The organism is Pseudomonas sp. NPDC085632 (genome assembly GCF_044541255.1).
Classification (GTDB): Bacteria; Pseudomonadota; Gammaproteobacteria; order Pseudomonadales; family Pseudomonadaceae; genus Aquipseudomonas.
Genome location: NZ_JBITSX010000008.1, coordinates 1 through 21,969, shown reverse-complemented (window position 1 = coordinate 21,969; position 21,969 = coordinate 1). Strand labels below are relative to the sequence as shown.

Genomic DNA, 21,969 nt, shown 5'->3' with positions numbered 1-21,969 from the left:
AGCCTGCGGCAGCTCCTACAGAAATCCCATGTAGGAGCTGCCGCAGGCTGCGATCTTTTGATCTTGCTTCAGATACGCAAACCGCCATCCATTTCCAGAATCCGACCGGTATAGTAGTCGTTCTCGAAGATATACGCCGCCGAGTGCGCAATCTCTTCCGGCTTGCCCATGCGCTTGAGCGGGATCCCCGAGGACATCTTCTCCAGCGCTTCCGGTTTCATGCCCAGGGTCATCTCGGTTTCGATGAAGCCCGGCGCAATGCCCGCCACGCGAATGCCATAACGTGCCAGCTCTTTGGCCCAGGTCACCGTCGCTGCAGCAACACCGGCCTTGGCCGCCGAATAGTTGGTCTGGCCAACGTTACCGGCCCGCGAGATCGACGAGATGTTGATGATCGCGCCGCTGGTCTTCAGTTCGACCATTTTCGCCGCCACTTCACGGGTGCAGAGGAACACGCCGGTCAGGTTGACGTCGATGACGGCCTGCCACTGTGCCAGGCTCATCTTGGTCATTTCGCCGTCCTTGACCTTGAGCAGCAGGCCATCACGGAGGATCCCGGCGTTGTTGATCAGGCCGTGGATCGCACCGAAATCGGCGGCGACCTGAGCGACCATGTGCTCGACCTGCTCTTCATTGGCCACGTTGCACAGATAGCTGCGAGCCTCGACGCCTTTGGCCTTGCAAGCCGCGACCGCGTCGTCGAGTTTTTCCTGATTGAGGTCGACCAGGGCGAGCTTCGCGCCTTTGCCGGCGAAATACTCGGCCATCGAACGGCCCAAACCCTGGCAACCGCCCGTGATAATGATTACTTTGTCGTTGAGTTGCATTCGCATGCCCCGATAGCAGGTCTGAGTAGTTTTTGTTTTCAGCGATTCTCGATCTGCCCCGGCCGTGGCAGGGTTGCACATGAGAATTGCCCGCTGGCGTGACGGGGACTTGATCCCAGGCGCCCGTCCGTTTTTTCGACGGATTCTATTTAAGGAGTCATAAATTGAGCGTTGAAGTGGCGAAGAATGCCCGAGAATTGCTTCTCAAGGAATACCGTGGAGTGTTGTCGACCCACTCCAAATCGATGCCCGGTTTTCCCTTTGGCTCCGTGGTGCCGTACTGCCTGGACGAGCAGGGTCGGCCGCTGATCCTGATCAGCCGCATCGCCCAGCACACCCACAACCTGCAAAAAGACCCGAAATGCTCGCTGCTGGTGGGTGAGCGCGAAGCCGATGATGTGCAAGCGGTGGGTCGCCTGACCTATCTGGCCGAAGCGCAAAAGCTCGAAGACGCAGCAGCCATCGAAGCCGCCGCCGAGCGTTACTACCGCTATTTCCCGGATTCGCAGAACTACCACAAGGCCCACGATTTCGATTTCTGGGTGCTGACCCCGGTGCGTCATCGCTACATCGGCGGTTTCGGCGCGATTCACTGGGTCGATCAACTGACCCTGGCCAATCCGTTCGCCGGCAAGGCCGAGATCAGCATGGTCGAGCACATGAACAGTGACCACGCCAAAGCCATCGCGCATTACGTTGACCTCGCCGGCCTGCCGAAATCCGCGCCGGCGCAACTGGCCGGGATCGACACCGAAGGCATGCACCTGCGCATCGGTCAGGCGCTGTATTGGCTGCCGTTCCCTGCACCTTGTAATACGCCGACACAAGTGCGCGAAGCGCTGGTTTCATTGGCTCATGCCGAGGTCTGGGGAAAAAATGCAGTGGCCGATGCTTGAATTCACGAAAGGGCGACGTCATCTAAGGCTTACTGCAAGGCATTTCTTGCGTTGAGGAAACTTTGATGCGCCCTTTTCTGTTGCTCTTTCTGCTGTTTCCAGTGCTGGAGCTGTTCGTATTCGTCAAAGTGGCAGGGGCTATCGGGTTTTTCCCGGCCCTGCTGCTGATCATTGTCGGCTCGATGTTCGGTGTGTTCGTGCTGCGCGTCGCCGGACTGGCCACGGCATTGCGTGCCCGTGAAAGCCTGAACCGCGGCGAACTGCCCGCGCAAACCATGCTTGAAGGCCTGATGCTGGCGCTGGCCGGTGGCCTGTTGATCCTGCCGGGCTTCATCAGTGATGTGGTCGGTCTGGTCATGCTGCTGCCAATCAGCCGTCGACTGCTGGCGAACAAAATGCGTCAGCGCGCCGAAGAACAGGCCATGCGCCAGCGTGCGTTCGCCGACGACCTGCAACCCCGTGGTGGTCCTGCACCGCGTCAGCCTCTGGGGCGCGAGGGTGATGTGATCGAAGGCGAGTTCGAACATCGCGACTCCAAGTAACATCTGCATTGACACGGCACCTTCGGGTGCCGTGTTCGTTTATGGGCTGCTTTTGTGCAACATATCGGTGAAAAAATTTTAGCTTCGCCCTTGTAATAAGCTTATGCGCCCTTATGTATCGGTCACCGAAAGGTTTCTGGCATTTGCGCCAGTCAGTCTTCCGCGTCTCGCTCGACGAGGCGCAACCGGCGAAGGCCGGATTTGTTAAACCCGCCGGGAATACACCGGCCGATGAAAACCACAATTAGGAGAGATCGACAATGAAGCTTCGTCCTCTGCATGACCGCGTCGTTATCCGTCGCAGCGAAGAAGAAAAGAAAACCGCTGGCGGTATCGTCCTGCCAGGTTCGGCTGCTGAAAAAGCCAACCACGGTGTGATTCTCGCTGTAGGCCCGGGCAAAGCTCTGGAAAACGGCGAAGTGCGCGCACTGTCCGTGAAGGAAGGCGACAAGGTTGTGTTCGGTCCTTACTCCGGCAGCAACACTGTGAAAGTCGACGGCGAAGACCTGTTGGTAATGAGCGAGAACGAAATCCTCGCTGTTATCGAAGGCTGATACCCCCGTTCATTTTCCCGCTACTACAAAGTATTTAAGGAATATCGATCATGGCTGCTAAAGAAGTTCTGTTTGGCGATTCCGCCCGTAAAAAAATGCTCAAGGGCGTCAACGTCCTGGCTGACGCAGTAAAAGCGACCCTGGGCCCGAAAGGCCGTAACGTGATCATCGAGAAGAGCTTCGGCGCTCCGACCATCACCAAGGACGGCGTTTCCGTCGCCAAAGAAATCGAACTCGAAGACCGTTTCGAAAACATGGGCGCGCAGCTGGTCAAAGACGTTGCCTCCCGTGCCAACGATGACGCTGGTGACGGTACGACTACCGCTACCGTTCTGGCTCAGTCGATCGTCAACGAAGGCCTGAAAGCCGTCGCTGCCGGCATGAACCCGATGGACCTGAAGCGCGGTATCGACAAAGCGACCATCGCTATCGTCAAAGAGCTGAAGAACCTGTCCAAGCCATGCGCTGACACCAAGGCAATCGCTCAGGTAGGCACCATCTCCGCCAACTCCGACAGCTCCATCGGCGACATCATTGCCGAAGCCATGGAAAAAGTCGGTAAAGAAGGCGTGATCACCGTTGAAGAAGGCACTGGCCTGGAAAACGAACTGTCGGTTGTTGAAGGCATGCAGTTCGACCGTGGCTACCTGTCCCCGTACTTCGTCAACAAGCCAGAGACCATGGTTGCCGAGCTGGACAGCCCGCTGATCCTGCTGGTCGACAAAAAGATCTCGAACATCCGCGAAATGCTGCCAGTACTGGAAGCCGTTGCCAAAGCCGGCCGTCCACTGCTGATCGTTTCCGAAGACGTTGAAGGCGAAGCCCTGGCGACGCTGGTTGTGAACAACATGCGTGGCATCGTCAAAGTCGCAGCCGTCAAGGCGCCTGGCTTCGGCGACCGTCGCAAGGCCATGCTGCAGGACATCGCTGTTCTGACCGGCGGTACCGTAATCTCCGAAGAGATCGGTCTGAGCCTGGAAGCCGCTACCCTGGAAAACCTCGGTAGCGCCAAGCGTGTGACCATCTCCAAGGAAAACACCATCATCGTTGACGGTGCTGGCGTTGAAGCTGACATCCAGGCGCGTATCACTCAGATCCGTGCTCAGGCTGCTGAAACTTCCTCGGACTATGACCGTGAAAAACTGCAAGAGCGTCTGGCCAAGCTGTCCGGCGGCGTTGCAGTGATCAAGGTTGGCGCTGGTTCCGAAGTAGAAATGAAAGAGAAGAAGGCCCGCGTTGAAGACGCCCTGCACGCAACTCGTGCAGCCGTTGAAGAAGGCGTGGTACCTGGCGGTGGCGTTGCGCTGATCCGTGCTCTGCAAACCCTGAACGACCTGAAAGGCGACAACGCTGATCAGGACGTCGGTATCGCTGTTCTGCGCCGCGCTGTTGAAGCTCCGCTGCGTCAGATCGCTGCCAACAGCGGCGACGAGCCAAGTGTTGTGGTCAACGAAGTCAAGAACGGCAAAGGTAACTTCGGTTACAACGCTGCAACTGGCGAATACGGCGACATGATCGAAATGGGCATCCTGGACCCAACCAAGGTCACCCGTTCCGCTCTGCAAGCGGCATCGTCGATCGGCGGTCTGATCCTGACCACCGAAGCAGCTGTAGCTGACGCGCCGAAGAAAGACGGCGGCGCTGGCGGCGGTATGCCAGACATGGGCGGCATGGGTGGCATGGGCGGCATGATGTAAGCCAGCCTTACCCCCGTAACGCAAAAACCCCGCTGGCGAAAGTCAGCGGGGTTTTTTATCGCCCGTATTTCAGCGGTACACCAATCCCCTGTGGGAGCGAGCCTGCTCGCGAAGGCGCCGGATCAGCCAACATTAATGTTGAATGACACACCGCATTCGCGAGCAGGCTCGCTCCCACAATGAGATCTATATTTCAGGCGCTGACCGGTTGTGCCCTGACCACGGCCTCGGCTTTCACCGCCGGGCGATACAGCACCCAGTAATACGACCCCAGACAAATCAGCCAGCAGAAAATCGCCGTCCACACGTTATGCGAGAAGAAGTGTGCACCCTGCATCATCCGGCTGATCGAAAACACCGAACCCAAGGCAAAGGCGAAGATAAAGGCCTGACGCGCCAGACGCGGACGACGATCCCGCAGGACAAAGAACAACGCAAACAAGGTGAACCCCGTCGCCGCATGGCCACCGGGCCAGCAACGGCCGGGCTTGTTGGTCTGTGGACGATGTTCCATCAGTTTGCTGTAGGTTTCATGCCCGCCGAATTGCTCCAGGCTCCACGGGCACTGCACGGCAGTCACGGCTTTCACCGGGGTGACGAACGAGGTCGCCAGGCCCAGCGACAGCACCAGGCAGCCCAGCTCACGTTTGAACGGTTTAAGTCTGTCGACGAAAAACGCCCCGATGAAACCGAGGATGGCAAACACCGAGAAAGCGATGACCACCTGTTTGGCCCGGTCGTGCAGGATGTCTTCGAGGAAATAGCTGTGCCGCCCGATAAAATCGCCGGCAACGGGGTCATAGAACAGTCTGGCCAGATCCATGTCCAGATCGGTCAGTTCGAGCAACACCAGAATGATTGCCGCGACGGTGGGTATTCCCAGGCAAAGCCAGAAGTTCAGCGGTCTGGAAACGGGGCGGGCAGAAGTCGACGCCATGGGCAATTCCTTGGTCGGTAAGTAGGATCTGAGGAGCGCAACCGCGCGGAGTCTGCGCGTCTATGCGTCGTTGATTTGTTAATCGAAAGTGAAAAAAACGTTGGCTGGAACAATGAACGTTTTTCTCGCGCAACAACCCAACGCACGCCTAGCCGTGAGCCACACTTGGCCGTAAGCTGCGCGGGCCATGACGGCCGTTACTGTGTACGGAGGAGTGCCCATGCGAATTCTATTGGTCGAAGACAACCGCGATATCCTGGCCAATCTGGCCGATTACCTGGGTCTCAAGGGCTATACCGTCGATTGCGCCCAGGACGGTCTGTCAGGCCTGCATCTGGCGGCCACCGAGCATTACGACCTGATCGTGCTCGACATCATGTTGCCCGGCATCGACGGCTATACCCTGTGCAAACGCCTGCGCGAAGACGCTCGTCGGGACACGCCGGTGATCATGCTCACTGCCCGCGACCAGCTCGACGACCGCTTGCAGGGCTTCAAGTCCGGGGCCGACGATTACCTGATCAAGCCATTTGCCTTGTCCGAGTTGGCTGCGCGGGTCGAAGCGGTGATGCGCCGCGCTCAGGGGGGGGGCCGTCGGGCGCTGCAGGTCGCCGATCTGAGCTACGACCTCGACACGCTGGAAGTGACCCGCGACGGCAAACTGCTGAAACTCAACCCGGTCGGCCTCAAGCTGCTGGCGGTGTTGATGCAGAAGAGCCCACATGTCCTGCGTCGGGAAATTCTCGAAGAAGCGCTGTGGGGCGATGATTGCCCGGACAGCGACAGCCTGCGCAGTCATGTTCACCAACTGCGTCAGGTGATCGACAAACCGTTCACCAAACCATTGCTGCACACCGTGCACGGCGTGGGTTACCGGTTGGCCGATGTCTAATGGAGTTTAAGCAAAGCCTTTCCCAGCGGATCATCATCGCCTTTGCCTTGATGAGTGCCCTGGTCGCCGGTGCCTTTGCCATGGGCATCGTCGCGACTGTGCACCTTGTCGAAGAAAAGCTGATTTCGGCAGGGCTGGGCGGTGATTTGCAGCGTTTGCTGCTGATGGACAACGTTTCGGACTGGAGCCACCGTCCGGAGCCGGATCAATTGTTCTATTTCAGCGGCGGACCGGGCGATTTCGAGCTGCCCAAGGACCTGCGTCACCTCGATTCGGGTTTCCATGAAGTGTTCCGCGAGCAACTGTCGTATCACGCGATGGTCGAGATCGTCGACGGTCGGCGTTACGTGTTGCTGCAGGATCAAAGCGATTTTGAAGAGCGCGAGCGCGTGCTGTTTGCCGTGGTCCTGGTAGGTTTCGTGCTCAGTTTGGCCTTGGCGGTATTTCTCGGCTGGGTACTGGCGCGCAAGGTGATGGCGCCGGTGGTGCGATTGGCCCGGCAGGTGCGTCACCGTGACCAGTTACTCGGGTTGGCGCCGCCGTTGGCGCCGGATTACGCGGCAGACGAAGTCGGCGAGCTGGCGGTGGCGTTCGATGCCACATTGGGGCGTTTGCGTCAGGCGCTGACACGCGAACGTTTGTTCACCAGCGACGTCAGCCATGAATTGCGCACGCCGCTTATGGTGTTGGCCAGTTCCTGTGAATTGCTGCTGGAAAACCCGGGGATTGACCAGCGTGGTCGTTCACAGGTCGAGCGAATTGCCCGCGCCAGTGAAGAAATGCGCGAATTGGTGCAAACCTTCCTGATGTTGGCGCGCGCCCAGCATGAAGATGCCGGCATGGCGCTTCAGCAAAATCTCTCGCAAGTCGCCGAAGGCCTGTTGTGTCTGTGGCGCGGGCCGATCGAGAGCAAGGGCCTGAAACTGATCTTCGAACCGGGCAATCCATCCGACATTCGCTACAACGCCACCCTGTTGAATGCCGTGATGGGCAACCTGTTGCGCAACGCGCTGCATTACACCGAAAGCGGTTTCATTCGCCTGACACTCACTGCCAGCGGCTTTGTGGTGGAAGACTCCGGTGTCGGCATTCCGGAGGAAAAACGCGAAGCCATGTTCGAGCCTTTCGTGCGTGGCAGCGAAAAGCGTGGCGAAGGCCTCGGGTTGGGATTGTCGCTGGTTCAGCGGATCTGCGAGAACCAGGGCTGGACTGTCAGCTTGAGCACGATGGAGCCCAATGGCTGCCGCTTCGAAGTGGATCTGGGCAAAATCTGACGCACGGGGGTGGCTCGATGCTACTCCCTCCTTCCTGTCTAAATCCTGTATAACGCTGTAATAATTTGTCTGTTTACCGGACATTTTTTTCACAAACGGATGACCTGACGCTGACACGCCGCTCCTTAAGGTGGTGACATCAGCAATTCAGGAGTCCAGGTGATGGCCGGTCCGATCAAACTCGATTTTTCCGAGAAGTACGACGATCAACATGCGCAGAAATACCTGCGCAAGCACAAAGAAAGCCTCGGACGTCGTCTCTCCCACTGGCGTGACGAACAGATGGCCCGCAAGGCGCTGGCGTCGGTGGGTGAACCGGGACTGGTGCTGGATCTGCCTTGTGGTGCCGGGCGTTTCTGGCCCTTGTTGGGCGAAAAGGCCAACCGGGTGATTATCGGCGCGGACAATTCCGAGTCGATGATCAAGACGGCCATGCAGTCGCAACCGGCCGATGTGGTGAAACGGGTACAACCCTTGCACACATCTGCCTTCGACATTGCCTTGCCTGACAATGCCGTCGACAGCATTTTCTGCATGCGTCTGCTCCACCACATCGGTGAAGCCGAGCATCGCCGGGCGATTTTGCGCGAGTTCGAGCGCGTCACCCGCGACAGTGTGATCGTTTCGCTGTGGGTTGATGGCAATTTCAAAGCCTGGAAACGCCAGCGAGCCGAGCGCAACCGTGACAAACGCGAGTATCAGAATCGCTTTGTGTTACCGGCCGCTACGGTGGAAAAGGAATTCGAGGACGCAGGTTTTCGGATTCAGGAACAACTGGATTTTATTCCGCTCTACGCCATGTGGCGGGTTTACGTATTACGCAAGAGGTAACAGGATGGCAGTGCAATTTGCAGCAGAAACGGATGTCGCTCCGCAAGATCGCTTTGACTTTTACTGGAACCAGCGCGGCGAGTGGGTGGAAGAACCCAATGTTCGACGCGGCGGGGAAAGTGGCGTGCAAAGGGTCGTGGGGCGCGATGGACAACTGCTGTATGCCAAGCGCCAGACCGGTCATATCTATCGCAGTTGGTTGCACCCTTTTGGCCGTCCTACTGTTCTGCGTGAACTCGACGCGCTGACCGGCGTGAGCAAACTCGGCGTGCGCGTGCCGGAGATCGTTTTCTGCGGTGCCCAGCCAGACCCTCAACATATGTGGCGTGCACTGCTGGTCACCAAGTCCCTGGACGGTTTCCAGGAACTGGAACACTGGCTGGCGGCTGCCGGCGGTCGCGATCAGTGTGGCGACGGGGTTTATGAGCGTGTGCTCAAGGACCTCGCCGAAAACCTGGCGCGCATGCACAAGGGCCGTTGGCAGCACAGCTGCATCTACATCAAACACGTGTTTGTGCGCGTGACGGGCGAAGGCGAGTCGGCCAAGGTCGAGGTTGCCTTGATCGATCTGGAGAAATGCCGCCAGCGTCTGACCGCCTATCGCGCTGCCTCCCATGACATGAAGCAATTGCGCCGCCATTCGTCGTTCCGCGACGCGGACTGGAAAAAACTCGTCTACTTTTATGAGACGGCGTTTGGCAGCGCTATCAAAGGTTTATAGCGATGAAACTAGAAATTGCACGAGGTTTGTTTTTGGTTGGAGCCTTGGCAGTTGCGTCATTGGCGGTAGCTGCCTGGGAGCAGCCCCGCATGCAGGTGGTTGGCGCGTCCGTAGACGACGCCCACTGCGCAGTCCCACGGGTGGCAAAAGCCTCCGTGGCGACCAAACCCGATCATGATCTGTTGTTGTTCATGTTCGGACTTTCTCAAGGGATGAGGCCGCAGAGTTGAATCGATTGAAGCCAGCATAAAAGGCCTCGCAGTTGCGAGGCCTTTTTTTATGCCCGCAAGATCAAAAGATCGCAGCCTTCGGCAGCTCCTGCATGGATCGGTGCAGGAGCTGCCGAAGGCTGCGATCTTTTGCTTTCAAGGCTTATCAGGTTTCGCCAGCAGGGTGTAAACGCATGGCAGGACGAACAGCGTAAACAACGTGCCAATCGACATCCCCGTGGCAATCACCATGCCGATATCAAAACGGCTCACCGCACCCGCACCCGTGGCCAGAATCAGCGGCACCATGCCAAACACCATCGCCGCCGTGGTCATCAATACAGGCCGCAAGCGAATCGCTGCCGCTTCCTCAACGGCTTCACGCGCCGTCAGGCCTTTGTCCTTGCGCAACTGGTTGGCGAATTCGACGATCAGGATGCCGTGCTTGCTGATCAGCCCGATCAGCGTCACCAACCCGACCTGGGTGTAGATGTTCATGCTCGACCAGCCGAGGAACAACGGAATCAACGCCCCGCAGATCGACAACGGCACCGTCACCAGAATCACCAGCGGATCGCGGAAGCTCTCGAACTGCGCCGCCAGCACCAGAAAGATAATCGCCAGCGCCAACGCAAACGTCACCCACAACGCGCTGCCTTCCTGGACGAACTGGCGTGAGGCGCCGCCGTAGTCAAAGGCAAACCCGGCCGGCGCTTCTTCGCGGGCAATCTGCAATACCGTGTCGATGGCTTCGCCCATGCTGACCAACGGAAAACCGGAAATCTTCGCCGCGTTGAGCTGCTGGAACTGGTTGAGCTGACGCGGTCGTGCGCGGTCGCTGACCTTGATCAGCGTCGACAGTGGCAGCAACTCACCCTGGGTGTTCTTCACGTAGTAATTGTTCAGCCAGTCAGGGTTGTCGCGGTACGGCCGTTCAACCTGAGCAATCACCTTGTAGCTGCGGCCTTCGATGGTGAACCGGTTGATTTCCGCCTCGCCCAGCAGGGTGGCGAGGGTGCCACCGAGATCCTGCATCGACACGCCCATCTGCGCCGCTTTGGCGCGGTCGATATCGACAACCACTTCAGGTTTGTCGAACGCCAGATCGAGGTCGACGAAGGCGAACTTGCCCGACTCCATTGCGCGCTTCTTGATCCGGTCGGCGACTTGCAGCAGCAACTCGTAGTCGTTGGCGGTGTTGACCACGAACTCGAACGGCAGACCTTCGCCGGTGCCGGGCAGGGAGGGCAGGTTGAAACCGAAAATCTGCAGGCCCGGAATGCCTTCGAGCTTGCCCTGCACTTCCGGGAGGATTTGCATCTGCGTGCGGCTGCGCTCGTTCCACGGCTTGAGCAGGAAACCGCCGATGCCCGCCTGCACGCCGTTGTAGCCGTTGATCTGGAACGACGAGTAGTACTCCGGGAATTCCTTGAAGATCTTGATGAATTCGTCGGTGTAGGTGCTCAGGTAATCAAGGTTGGTTGGCTGCGGCGCAGTGGCCATCATGAAAATGATGCCCTGATCCTCGTCCGGGGCCAGTTCCGACTTGGTGAACTTGAGGAACACCGGGATCAGGCACAACACGATCACCGCGAACACCAGCACCACCGGCCGCGTGTTCAGCGTGCCGTGCAGCATGCTCTGATAGCGGCGCTTGAGGCCGTCGAAGATACGGTCGAGGCGGTGCGCCAGGCCGCTGGGGTTTTCTTCGTGACGCAGCAAAAACGCGCACATCATCGGCGACAGGGTCAGGGCGACGATCCCTGAAATCACCACCGCACCGGCGAGGGTCAGCGCAAATTCCTTGAACAACGCCCCGGTCAGCCCGGTGAGAAAACCGATCGGCGCGTACACCGCCGCCAGGGTGATGGTCATCGACACCACCGGCATGGCGATTTCCCGCGCGCCTTCCAGTGCCGCATCAAACGGCGTCTTGCCTTCCTCGATGTGCCGGTGGATGTTCTCCACCACGACAATCGCGTCGTCGACCACCAGACCGATGGCCAGCACCATCGCCAGCAGCGTCAGCAGGTTCATCGAGTAGCCCATCATCTGCATGAAGAACATCACGCCGATCATCGACAGTGGAATGGTCACCACCGGGATCACTACCGAACGCAACGCGCCGAGGAACAGGAACACCACGACGATGACGATCAGCACCGCTTCGAACAGGGTTTTCACCACTTCATCGATCGAGGCCTGAATAAACAGCGTGGCGTCGTAGGCGATCTCGCTTTTCAGGTTCGGTGGCAGTTGTGCTTCCAGCTCCGGCATCAGCTTGCGCACTTCCTTGATCACGTCCAGCGGGTTGGCGCCTGGCGTGGCCTTGATGCCGATGTACACCGACGGCGTGCCACCGAAGGAACTGATCGAATCGTAGTTTTCCGCGCCCATTTCCACCCGCGCGACATCGCTGAGCAGCACCCGGCTGTCGCCACTGACCTTGAGCGGAATGGCCGCAAACGCCTCGGCGGATTTCAGCTCGGTGTTGGCGTTGATGCTGGTGACCACGTACTCGCCTTTCACTTCGCCGGCGGCGGAGAGGAAGTTGTACTGGCGCACGGCGTTGGTCACATCGCTGGCGCTGAGGCCGAAACCGGCGAGTTTCACCGGGTCGAGCCACAGGCGCATGGCGAACACCTGATTGCCGAGAATCTCCGCTTCGGCCATGCCCGGCAACGTTGCCAGTTTCGGCTGGATCACCCGTGACAGGTAGTCGGTGATCTGCGGGTTGCTCAGATCCTTGCTGAAGAAACTGATGTACATCAGTGCCGAAGCGTCGGCGGATTCCTTGCTCAGCACCGGGTCTTCGGCGTCCTGCGGCAGCTTGTTTTTGACCTCGTTGGCCTTGGCCAGCAACTCGGTGAACAAGCGGTCGGTGTTGGAGCCGATGCGCGCGTAGATCGAAATCACCGAGAAGTTCTGCCGGCTGACCGAGGTCATGTAGTCGATGCCCTCGGCGCTGGCCAGACTCTGCTGCATCGGCTGGGTGATGTAGCCCTGAATGGTTTCGGCGTTGGCCCCAGGGTAAGCGGTGGTTACCGTGATCAGGGCGTTTTCCATTTGCGGGTATTGGCGCAGCGGCAACTTGCTCCAGGCCTGAAAGCCCAGCAACACAATCAACAGGCTGACCACAGTGGCGAGCACCGGGCGGCGGATGAACGGATCAGTAAAAGCCATGGGGATTCCTTGATCAGTCGGCGCGGGGCGGACTGTTCTGCTCGCCGAGGGTCTTGTCGTCGCTGATGGCGATGTGTGCGCCGTTGTCCAGTTTGATCTGGCCAGCCGTCACCACTTGTTCGCCGCTCTGCACGCCCTTGTTGATCATCACCAGGCCATCGCGGCGTTCACCGGTTTCGATGAAGCGGCGCTCGGCGATCAGTACCGGTTGGCCCTTGTCGTCTTTTTCGACGTTGCCGTCCTCGGCTTTCTTCTGCCCGACCACGTAGATCGAGTTGCCGTAGAGGGTGTAGGTGATTGCGCTCTCCGGCACGACGATGTGTTTCTGCGGATCGGGTAGCAGCACTTCAAGGCTGGCGAACATGCCCGGCAGCAATTTGCCGTCCGGGTTGGCCAGGGTGGCGCGAACCAGAATATTGCGCGTAGTGCTTTCGACGATCGGGTTGATCGCGCTGATCTTGCCGGCGAAGTTTTGCTTGGGATAGGCGCCAACCGTGATTTGCACCGGTTGACCGATCGCCAGTTTCGGCACCGATTGTTCGGGCAGGTAGAAGTCGGCGTAGAGGCTGCTCAAATCCTGCAACGTAGCGATTTTGGTGCCGCTGGCGAGGTAGTCGCCGATGTCGACCTGACGGATGCCGATGGTGCCGCTGAACGGCGCGAGAATGCGTTTTTTCGCCAGCGAGGCGTTGAGCTGATTGACCGTAGCCTTGTTCTTTTGCAGCACGGCGGAGAGACGGTCGTATTCACCTTTGGAGATCGCGCGGCTGTCGACCAGTTGCGCGCCACGGCCGAAATCCAGTTGCGCCAGACCGAGGTCGGCTTTGGCGGTTTCCAGCAGGGCGGTTTCGACGGCGCTGTCGAGTTGCAGCAACGGTTGCCCGGCCTTGACCTTCTGTCCGGATTCAAACTTGAGTTCGGTGACGGTGCCGGCCACTTCCAGGCTCAGCTCGACCCCTTGCAGCGCCTTGAGAGAGCCGACGGTGGGCAAGCGCATCTGCCACGGTTGCTCGGTGGCGTTGGCCACGGCGACGCTGATCGGCGGTTTCGGCTTGGAAAAGCCCTGGATCATCGTGTAGATCGAAAAGGCTTTGTAACCGCCCAGCACCAGGACGATCAGCAAAACAACACCCAACATGATCAGCATGCGGCGACGCAGCATATTTCCAGTTCCTTGGATAAATCAGGTGAGACAGGCGCGAACATTACTCCGAGACAGGCAGGGAATCCAACTGCCTGCACAGCAAAAGATCGCAGCCTGCGGCAGCTCCTACAGGGGATTGCATTCCAATGTAGGAGCTGCCGCAGGCTGCGATCTTTTGCGGTGGGTTCAGGCCATCAGGTGTAGATGGTTGTCCCAGAGCCCTGCCGGCAATTCCAGCGGCTTGGCCAGCAGCTCATCCTGACGGCAATCGTAGTAGCGGCAACGGCCTTGGCCGGACGTCACAACGAAACCGTCCTGCACCGCACCGACACCGGCGCAATCGGGCAAGGGCGCATCGAGGCGCACTTCGCCGCTGTCCAGATCCCAGATAAAGAAGCGGTTGCCACGCGGCGCCGTCAGGGCAACCAGACGCAGATCGCTGTGCACCGCCACACTGGCGGTGTAATGCCCCATCGACTGCAACTGATGCTCCGGCACCGGGAACGCCACGAACGGCTGCCCCGGACGCTTGATCGCCAGCAACTCCGAGCGCTCGTGCGAGGCGCCCATGAACTGCTGACCGGCGACGATGGTGCCGTCGCTGGCGATACCCAGATGGCGCACGCTGTTCATCTGCTGGGCGAGGGTTTCCTTGCTCAGCAGCGTACCGTCGCGCTGCATCAGCACCAGGCTCGGCTCCATGGCGTTGAGGTTCATGTCGACGCGGCTTTCCGCCTCGGTACGAATCCCGCCGTTGGCCACCACCAGCGTTTCGCCGTCGGGCATCCACGACACCTGATGCGGGCCGAGACCGTGGGTGGAAATCTCACCGCTGTGCACCAGCCGCTCACCTTCGAACCTGTACACGCCGAGCAGACCTCGGCCAGGATCGCGGGTGTCGTTCTCGGTGGCGTACAGGTATTCGCCGTCCTTGTGCACCACGGCGTGCCCGTAGAAGTGCCGGTTCGGCTGCGAGGTCACCGTCTGCAGCAACTGACCGTCGCGCAGGTCGATCAGGTAACTCTCGGTACCTGGACGACGGGCGACGAACAGCGCAATCGGCTGCGTCGGGTGATTGATGATGTCGTGGCAACGCTGGCCGACTTCGGTGGCGAATACGCGCGTGCCATTCAGCCGATAGCCGACGGCGTAATGCTTGCCGTCGGTGTCGTCGCGCGCCGACAGCAGCAGCGGGCTCTGATCCTTGCGTTTGAACAGCGTCCAGCCGCCCAGCGTCACTGCTCCCAGCAGTGCACTACCTAAAGTCAGAACCTGACGTCGCAGCATGGCAGTTGCCCTCATCAGTCACCGTCGTTGGCGTTGAAGCCCAGTTGGATGCCCAGCGCCTTGGCCAGTTCGCCTTCGTGCAGGCGATGGACGACGTTGAGGCTGTCGTAGATGTCGTTCAGTTGCTGGCGACCGGCGTCGTCTTCAAGCATCTCGCCGAGCGAACGCTGGGTACTGTCGAACAGTTTCAGCGAAGCGGCGTAGGCGGCATCGATCTTGTCGGCCAAAGGCTTTTGCTCAGCCGGCAACAAACCGCGCAGGCCTTTGTTGTCGACGCCTTCCCACACGGTTTTCGCCGCGGCGAGGCTGGCTTCCAGTGCGGTCAGCGAGGACTGGCTGCGCCAGGCATCGGCCTGGAACGGCTGTGGCACGCCTTTGCTCTGACGGCCCATCGGCGTGCCGAGTTTTTTCTTCAGGGTGTCCAGCGCGGTGACTTGCACACGCAACAGATCGGCGATCGCTTCGTGGGAGTCGGCATAGCGCTGGTTGGGGAACTTGGTCATCTGCGCGAGCATGCCGTCGGTGTTGTTCCAGTTCTGCAGAATCTCTTCAGCCAGTTGCTTCTGACGCTCGCCGATGGCGATCAGCAGCGGGCAATACTTGGCTTTCTGCTCGGCGTTGGCCACGTCAGGCTTGGCGTCAAAGAGGATGTATTCGTAGGCCGACAGGCCTTGCACCACGACGCTGGATTTGGCCAGTGCGGCGGCATCGATCTGCGGCTGCGCGACGACCAACTGCTCGACCTGACGGCCGACGAGGTTCTTCTTGTCCGGCCAGAACTGCACCTGCCACGAACGGTTGCCTTCGGCCAGCGGGCCGATCAGCAGCGGCTGCAGCTCGGCCCAGGCGTTCTGTGCGTGGAGGAAGTCGGCGCGGGCGGTCTCCAGAGTCTCCTTGCCCTGACAGTAGGCGAGGGCGCTGACCGCCAGTTGCTTGTCGGCTTCGACCCAACGGGTGTAGGTCGGCAGGATCACCGATTTGGCGATGGCCGCCGAGGTGACCGCTTGCGGATCCTGCGGCGAGCAGGCGCCGAGGGCGAGCGCGGCAAGGCTGGTGAACAGTAGCTTGGGACGGAACATGTCGGGCTCCCGATTCTTTATCAGTGTTTAAAGTGAGTTCAAAAACGCCAGCAGCGCGGCACGCTGCTCGGCATTGAAAGACAAAACCTGTTGCTGCGCCGCTTTCGCTTCGCCGCCATGCCAGAGCACGGCCTCGAGCAGATTGCGCGCGCGACCGTCATGCAAAAACTGGGTGTGGCCACTGACCGCTTGCGTCAGGCCAATCCCCCACAACGGCGGCGTGCGCCAGTCGCGGCCGGAGGCTTGAAATTCCGTGCGGTTGTCGGCCAGACCGTCGCCCATGTCATGCAGCAGCAGATCGCTGTACGGGCGAATCACCTGATTGGCCAGTTCAGGTTCGGCGGCGTTGGCGGCGGTGGTGTATTTCGGGGTGTGGCACGAATCGCAGCCGGCCTGGAAAAACAGGTTCTTGCCGGCCAGCACTTCGGCATCGTTGACACCACGGCGTGCAGGCACGGCGAGGTTGCGGCTGTAAAACAGCACCAGACGCAGGATGTTATCGCTGACTTCCGGCTCGCCGTCCGGGCCATTACCGTTCGGTGCCTGTTTGCAGGCGGTTTGCGCGTCGGTGCAATCATCGAAAGGTCTCAGGCTGGTGGTGAGGCCCATATCACCCGAAAACGCGTGGACATTCTGTTGATTGAGGTTCGGTTGCCCGGCTTTCCAGCCAAATCTGCCCATGACGGTCTTCTGCAACGCGTCATCCCAGACCTGATTGGGGCGGCCATTGACGCCGTTGTTCGCTTTGGTCTGTGCGGCGGCGTTAGCGAGGATGGCATCTTCGGGGATCGCTTCGAGCAGGCCAAGGCCAATCATCGGCGGCGCGACCCGTGCGGAAAAACGTGTGTCCGGGTGCATCGGGCCGTAGCCCAGTTGCGTGATCTGCAAGACGGGTTTGCGCAACTCGACTTCGGTGCCGTCCCTGAATCGCACGGGCACTGGCGTGTAGTCGACGCGCACTTTGCCTTCCGGCGCGACACCGGGCACCGCCATGTCCTGGAACTGGCCGCCGTAGACCGGCTCCGGCACCACGCCGACTTGCTCAATGAGCCGGGTATATTCCGGCGCATCGGGAATCGACAGCCTGACCAGCATCGACACCGCGTTGGCCGCATCCGGGGTTGGCGGGTGACCGCGACCGTCCTTGATGTGGCAGTTCTGGCAGGCGTTGGTATTGAACAACGGGCCGAGGCCATCGCGCGCGGTGGTGGTCGACGGCGCGATCACCCACGGGCTGCGAAAGAAACTGTTGCCGACACTGAAATCCACCCGCCGCGACGGCGGCAGATTCGCCGAAGGCAGGGAGAACGCATTCTGATCGGTCTTGCGCACGGTCGCTGCACCGCCCGAACGGGCTTCACCGGGCTCGGCCTTGGTGAAACGCGGGGCGTCATCGCAGGCACTCAGGCCCAGGGCCAGCAACAGTGCAGACAAGCGAAGAGGCAGCGAGGGCATCAGACATCCTGCGGGCGGGCAAAAATAAAGGCGCAAAGTCTAACAGGGCGAGGGGGTTTGAATAAGAGGAATTATCGTTTGCTTGATACAACGCAAATCTGAAGAGCAATGCAAAACCCCTGTAGGAGCTGCCGAAGGCTGCGATCTTTTGATCTGTCTTTTTAGAAGCAAAGTCAAAAGATCGCAGCCTTCGGCAGCTCCTACAGTGGGTTGTGTAGTGCAGGTATGAAAAAGGCGACCCGAAGGTCGCCTCTTTTGACGCAGACGCGGTTGATCAGAATTCGTGATCAGCGTTGTCCGGGTTCAGGTCGCTGATGCCCAGTTTGCCGGCAGCGGCTTCGATCGAACCGGTCTGCTTGACCAGGGAAGCGATGGCGTCGCGAACGATCTGGTTACCAGCGGTGTTGCCGGCCGCGATCAACTGGTCGTAGTGCTCACCCTTGTTGGCGTGATCGACCATGACCTGGATCTTGGCTTCAGTGGCAGCCAGATCGGCTTTCAGCGCGGTGTCGGCAGCCGGATCAGCCTTGGCCACCAGCGACGACAGGCTGGCGCCGGTCATCTTGGTGCCGTCAACACGGGTGTACTCGCCCAGGTAAACGTTACGAATGCCTTTGGCATCGTAGAAGTGCGAGTTGTGCGTGTTGTCGCTGAAGCAATCCTGCTCGTCTTCAGGGGAGTTGGCTTCCAGGGACACCTTCATGCGCTCGCCCGCCAGTTCGCCCAGCGACAGGCTGCCCATGCCGAAGAGCATTTTGCGCAGACCGGTTTCGCCCGGCTCGGCTTCCAGGGTGGCGCGGTAGTTGTCAGCCACGTTCGGCTTCCAGTTGCCGACCATTTCTTCGAGGTCGCTGACCAGCAGTTGGGTCACGGATTTCAGGTAGGCACGACGACGATCGTTGTGACCGCCAGTGGCGCCGGCGCCTTCCAGGTAGTCGGAGGCAGGACGGTTGCCAGCGCCAGGGCCGGTGCCGTTGAGGTCCTGGCCCCAGAGCAGGAATTCAATCGCGTGGTAGCCGGTAGCGACGTTGGCTTCGGAACCGCCCAGCTCGTTGAGGCTGGCGAGTTTTTCCGGGGTGATGTCTTTGACGTCGACCTTGTCTTCGCCGACCTGAACTTCGGTGTTGGCGATGATGTTGGCGGTGGCACCCGGGTTACCCAATGCGTGCTCGTAGGATTTGTCGACGTAGTCGATCAGACCTTCGTCCAGAGGCCAGGCGTTAACCTGACCTTCCCAGTCGTCAATGATGGTGTTGCCGAAGCGGAACACTTCGCTCTGCAGGTACGGAACGCGCGCGGCGACCCAGGCAGCCTTGGCGGCTTTCAGGGTGTCGGCGTTCGGCTTGGCGAGGAAAGCGTCGACCGCAGTTTGCAGGGTTTTCGCGGTGGATTCGGCATCGCTGTAAACGGCGAAGACCATGTCGGCGTAGTGCGCAACCACAGCCTTGGCGGCGGCTTCATCGACTTTACCGGCAGCGGCAGGCGCAGCCGCAGGTGCGGTGGTGCTGGCGGCTGGAGTCGGTGCGGCCGGTGCGGCAGCCTTGTCTTTGCCTTCGCCGCAACCGGCGAGGGAAATAGCGATGGCCAGCAGACTGGCGGTAGCCAGAGGCATACGAATCATGGCGAACATCCTGCTTCGATAGTTGAGTGGACTCGCGCTGGGGGTGCGCAAAACTGCGACATAATGCAAATCTTTCGCATTATGTGTAAAGGGTTGTGGCTGGAAATATTTCTTATTTACGTCGGCGTGATGGCACAGATCAAAAGATCGCAGCCTCGTTGCACTCGACAGCTCCTACAGGGGAATGCGATTCATGTAGGAGCTGCCGCAGGCTGCGATCTTTTGATCTTCTAGAGAATGGCCGCGTTAGTGCGTTGCGCCTGTTTGAGATAGGCGCCCAGTTCCCGGGCCGGCAGCGGCTTGCTGTAGTGGTAACCCTGACCTTCGTGGCAGCCTTCGGAGATGATGTAGCTTTCCTGCTCGGCGGTTTCCACGCCCTCGGCAATCACCTGCATGCCGAGGCTCTTGCCCAGTTGAATGATCGCGCGAACGATGGTCGCGTCGTCGTCGTCATCGAGCAGATCCTGAACGAAGCTCTTGTCGATCTTGATCTTGTCCAGCGGCAGACTTTTCAGATAGCTCAGCGATGAATAGCCGGTGCCGAAGTCGTCGATGGCGATCAACGCGCCGGAGCGGCGCAGGCTGAGCAAATGTTGCGCGGCGGTGCTGATGTCTTCCATCAGGCCGGTTTCGGTGACTTCCAGTTCCAGGCTGCGCGGCGGCAGGCGGTACATCTGCAACAGGTTGTTGACCACGCGCGGCAATTCGGCGTGGTGCAGCTGCACCGTTGACAGGTTGACCGCCATGCGCAGGTCGGCGAAACCCATATCGTGCCATTCGCGTAATTGCTTGCAGGCCTGATCCAGTACCCATTCGCCAATGGCGATGATCGTGCCGTTCTGCTCGGCCAGCGGAATGAACAGGTCCGGCGGCACCAGACCGTGTTCCGGATGCTGCCAGCGAATCAGTGCTTCGACGCCGACCACGCGGTGATCGCGATAGCTGATCTGCGGCTGATAGACGAGGTAGAACTGATCGCGCAACAGCGCATCACGCAGGTCTTTTTCCAGTTCGCGACGACGACGCATCTCGCTGTCGACGCTGGCGATGTAGAACTGATAGCGGTTGCGTGAACGGGTCTTGGCCAGGGTCATGGTCTGCTCGGCTTTCTGCAACAGCTTCTCGGTGCTGTCACCGTCCTCCGGGAACAGGGTGATGCCGATGGTCGCGCGCAGGCGGATTTCCTGATGGTCGAGGGCGAACGCTGCTTCCAGATCATCAAGGATGCTTTGCGCCAGTTCCGCTGCTTCGTAAGGTTGTTCGATGTCGGCCTGTACCAGTGCAAACTGGTCGCCACCCAAGCGGGCGAGGGCGCCGAGGCGGCCGCTGTGAGCACGCAGACGATCGGCCAGGGCCAGCAGCAATTGGTCGCCGGTCTGGTAGCTGAATTGTTCGTTGATGCCTTTGAAGTCATCCAGCCCCACGCACAACACCGCCACCCGGCGTTGCAGCTTGCCGGCGTCGACGAGAATCTTGTCCAGTTGTTGCTGCAATTGCTGGCGATTCGGCAGGCCAGTGAGGAAGTCGTATTGGGCCATGCGCAACAGACTGTTTTCCGCTTCGTGGCGCAGATGGGTGTTGCGTTCGATCGACTCGAGCAACTGATTGGCAGTGTTGATCCAGATCCCCAGTTCGTTTTTCTCGTGGCCCTTGAGCTGTGGGATCTTGTGCTCGCTGGGACGATCCGGGTTGATCTCGGTGAGGTGTTCGATGATCCGCGACAGCGGCTTGGTCAGCAGCCAGTGATAAACCAGATACAGCACCAGACCCATGGCCAGTGCGCGCAGCACGCCGGAAATGAAAATGATCACCGAACTGACAATAAACCCTTCGCCATAGGTGGCGGTGTCGAGGGTGATGCTCAGGTCACCGTAATACTCGCTGTACGGCCCACGCCCCACCAGTTGGGTGGTGAAGGTGCGTTCCTGGCCGAGGATCAGGTCGGTCAGCCAGCGGCTGTTGGACTGCTGCAGGTCGCGGGATTTCTGCGCGAGCATGGCTTCGTTGGGATGGCCAATGGATGCCTGACGTACGGCATCGTCCTGGAACAGGCCTTCGATCACCTGCATGCCCATCTCCCGGTCCAGGCTGTAAACGGCCTGGGTCGACGGGTCGCGGAACATGTCGAGGATGCGTTGGGCATCGCCGGCAACGGCCTGACGGGTTTTGTAGGCATCGAAAACGATCTGCGCGCAGCTCAAGACTACGCCGACGATCAATGCCGACAGGAGCACGACCCGGAGCAACTTCACCGACAAGCTGTTCTTGAGTTCCAGCTTCAAAGGTTTATTCCTTGTTCCGTGCGGGTAGCGTCAAGTTGCCATGAGTATTGGCAATCCCGTGTTTGCAGTCAAAGGGACAATCAGACCGGGGATAATTTGCCCGTGGCCTTGGCCGAAATGCTGCTGTCTGGAGTATTAGCCCTATTTGTACTGTGTCGGTAGTTTCGGCCCTCAACTTGAGCGGTTCGCCGCATTTTTTCCTCTTTTTGATGTTAGCCCGCTGTGGCATGGCGGCAAGCAGCGGCAGACCGCTTGATCGTTCCCACGCAGGAGCGTGGGAACGATCATCGAACGCCCATAAAAAAACCCGGCAAAAGCCGGGTTTTTTGACTGGCGCGCAGCTTAAGCGGTGAAGGTTTTGCCTTCGAACTGCTCAGCAACGAACTTCCAGTTGACCAGGTTCCAGAACGCTTCGACATACTTCGGACGAACGTTGCGGTAGTCGATGTAGTAAGCGTGTTCCCAGACGTCGCAGGTCAGCAGCGGGGTGTCGCCGCTGGTCAGCGGGTTGCCGGCGCCGATGGTGCTGGCCAGGGCC

Annotated in this window: 19 protein-coding genes and 1 pseudogene; 10 read left to right on the top strand and 10 right to left on the bottom strand. The window is 59.5% G+C overall.

The annotated features are described in order from the left end of the window. Window positions 1-68: 68 nt before the first annotated feature. Window positions 69-827, bottom strand: a complete 759-nt coding sequence (locus ACIF4X_RS08800; protein ID WP_397481810.1) for an SDR family oxidoreductase — start codon at window positions 825-827, stop codon at window positions 69-71. 164 nt (window positions 828-991) lie between these two features. Here ACIF4X_RS08800 and ACIF4X_RS08795 point away from each other — a divergent pair, with 164 nt between their 5' ends. The 5 genes and pseudogenes from ACIF4X_RS08795 to ACIF4X_RS08775 form a co-directional block, all read left to right on the top strand. Then, a complete protein-coding gene (locus ACIF4X_RS08795) occupies window positions 992-1,723 on the top strand; it encodes a HugZ family protein (protein ID WP_397481809.1) in 732 nt (243 codons plus the stop codon). 65 nt (window positions 1,724-1,788) lie between these two features. Beyond that, window positions 1,789-2,265: an FxsA family protein gene (locus ACIF4X_RS08790; protein ID WP_397481808.1), complete on the top strand. Its 477-nt coding sequence runs from the start codon at window positions 1,789-1,791 to the stop codon at window positions 2,263-2,265. 260 nt (window positions 2,266-2,525) lie between these two features. Further along, window positions 2,526-2,819: a co-chaperone GroES gene (locus ACIF4X_RS08785; protein WP_007916610.1), complete on the top strand. Its 294-nt coding sequence runs from the start codon at window positions 2,526-2,528 to the stop codon at window positions 2,817-2,819. Between the two features lie 50 nt (window positions 2,820-2,869). Next, on the top strand, window positions 2,870-4,516 hold the full coding sequence (groL, locus tag ACIF4X_RS08780) for a chaperonin GroEL (protein ID WP_016986670.1): 1,647 nt from the start codon (window positions 2,870-2,872) through the stop codon (window positions 4,514-4,516). Between the two features lie 57 nt (window positions 4,517-4,573). Beyond that, window positions 4,574-4,696: pseudogene (locus ACIF4X_RS08775) on the top strand (metal ABC transporter ATP-binding protein); the annotation flags it as partial. A gap of 13 nt (window positions 4,697-4,709) precedes the next feature. Here the strand turns inward: ACIF4X_RS08775 and ACIF4X_RS08770 are convergent. After that, a complete protein-coding gene (locus ACIF4X_RS08770) occupies window positions 4,710-5,453 on the bottom strand; it encodes a phosphatase PAP2 family protein (RefSeq protein ID WP_397481807.1) in 744 nt (247 codons plus the stop codon). 220 nt (window positions 5,454-5,673) lie between these two features. Here ACIF4X_RS08770 and colR point away from each other — a divergent pair, with 220 nt between their 5' ends. From colR to ACIF4X_RS08745, 5 genes are all read left to right on the top strand, one after another. Beyond that, window positions 5,674-6,345, top strand: a complete 672-nt coding sequence (colR, locus tag ACIF4X_RS08765) for a two-component system response regulator ColR (protein WP_095123294.1) — start codon at window positions 5,674-5,676, stop codon at window positions 6,343-6,345. Next, window positions 6,345-7,619, top strand: coding sequence for a sensor histidine kinase (locus ACIF4X_RS08760; RefSeq protein ID WP_397481806.1), 1,275 nt, complete (start codon window positions 6,345-6,347; stop codon window positions 7,617-7,619). Before colR ends, ACIF4X_RS08760 begins: the two co-directional genes overlap by 1 nt. Before the next feature lie 162 nt (window positions 7,620-7,781). Next, window positions 7,782-8,450 (top strand): class I SAM-dependent methyltransferase, encoded by a 669-nt coding sequence (locus ACIF4X_RS08755; RefSeq protein ID WP_397481805.1) that lies wholly within the window; start codon window positions 7,782-7,784, stop codon window positions 8,448-8,450. Window positions 8,451-8,454: 4 nt separating this feature from the next. After that, on the top strand, window positions 8,455-9,171 hold the full coding sequence (locus tag ACIF4X_RS08750; RefSeq protein WP_397481804.1) for a lipopolysaccharide kinase InaA family protein: 717 nt from the start codon (window positions 8,455-8,457) through the stop codon (window positions 9,169-9,171). Window positions 9,172-9,173: 2 nt separating this feature from the next. Then, window positions 9,174-9,401: a hypothetical protein gene (locus tag ACIF4X_RS08745; protein WP_034153490.1), complete on the top strand. Its 228-nt coding sequence runs from the start codon at window positions 9,174-9,176 to the stop codon at window positions 9,399-9,401. Between the two features lie 135 nt (window positions 9,402-9,536). On the opposite strand, the gene ACIF4X_RS08740 is transcribed toward ACIF4X_RS08745, so the two are convergent. The 8 genes from ACIF4X_RS08740 to ACIF4X_RS08705 all read right to left on the bottom strand — a co-directional run. Then, window positions 9,537-12,563 (bottom strand): multidrug efflux RND transporter permease subunit, encoded by a 3,027-nt coding sequence (locus ACIF4X_RS08740; protein ID WP_397481803.1) that lies wholly within the window; start codon window positions 12,561-12,563, stop codon window positions 9,537-9,539. 13 nt (window positions 12,564-12,576) lie between these two features. Next, a complete protein-coding gene (locus ACIF4X_RS08735; RefSeq protein ID WP_397481802.1) occupies window positions 12,577-13,725 on the bottom strand; it encodes an efflux RND transporter periplasmic adaptor subunit in 1,149 nt (382 codons plus the stop codon). A 168-nt stretch (window positions 13,726-13,893) separates the two neighbouring features. After that, window positions 13,894-14,994: a DUF1513 domain-containing protein gene (locus ACIF4X_RS08730; protein WP_397481801.1), complete on the bottom strand. Its 1,101-nt coding sequence runs from the start codon at window positions 14,992-14,994 to the stop codon at window positions 13,894-13,896. A gap of 14 nt (window positions 14,995-15,008) precedes the next feature. Beyond that, window positions 15,009-16,073 (bottom strand): imelysin family protein, encoded by a 1,065-nt coding sequence (locus tag ACIF4X_RS08725; RefSeq protein WP_397481800.1) that lies wholly within the window; start codon window positions 16,071-16,073, stop codon window positions 15,009-15,011. A 27-nt stretch (window positions 16,074-16,100) separates the two neighbouring features. After that, window positions 16,101-17,528 (bottom strand): di-heme oxidoredictase family protein, encoded by a 1,428-nt coding sequence (locus ACIF4X_RS08720; protein ID WP_397481799.1) that lies wholly within the window; start codon window positions 17,526-17,528, stop codon window positions 16,101-16,103. Window positions 17,529-17,802: 274 nt separating this feature from the next. After that, on the bottom strand, window positions 17,803-19,149 hold the full coding sequence (locus tag ACIF4X_RS08715; RefSeq protein ID WP_007918935.1) for an imelysin family protein: 1,347 nt from the start codon (window positions 19,147-19,149) through the stop codon (window positions 17,803-17,805). A gap of 230 nt (window positions 19,150-19,379) precedes the next feature. Beyond that, window positions 19,380-21,431, bottom strand: a complete 2,052-nt coding sequence (locus ACIF4X_RS08710) for a putative bifunctional diguanylate cyclase/phosphodiesterase (protein ID WP_397481798.1) — start codon at window positions 21,429-21,431, stop codon at window positions 19,380-19,382. A gap of 342 nt (window positions 21,432-21,773) precedes the next feature. Beyond that, a partial coding sequence (locus ACIF4X_RS08705) for a superoxide dismutase (RefSeq protein WP_397481797.1) occupies window positions 21,774-21,969 on the bottom strand: 196 nt, incomplete at its 5' end.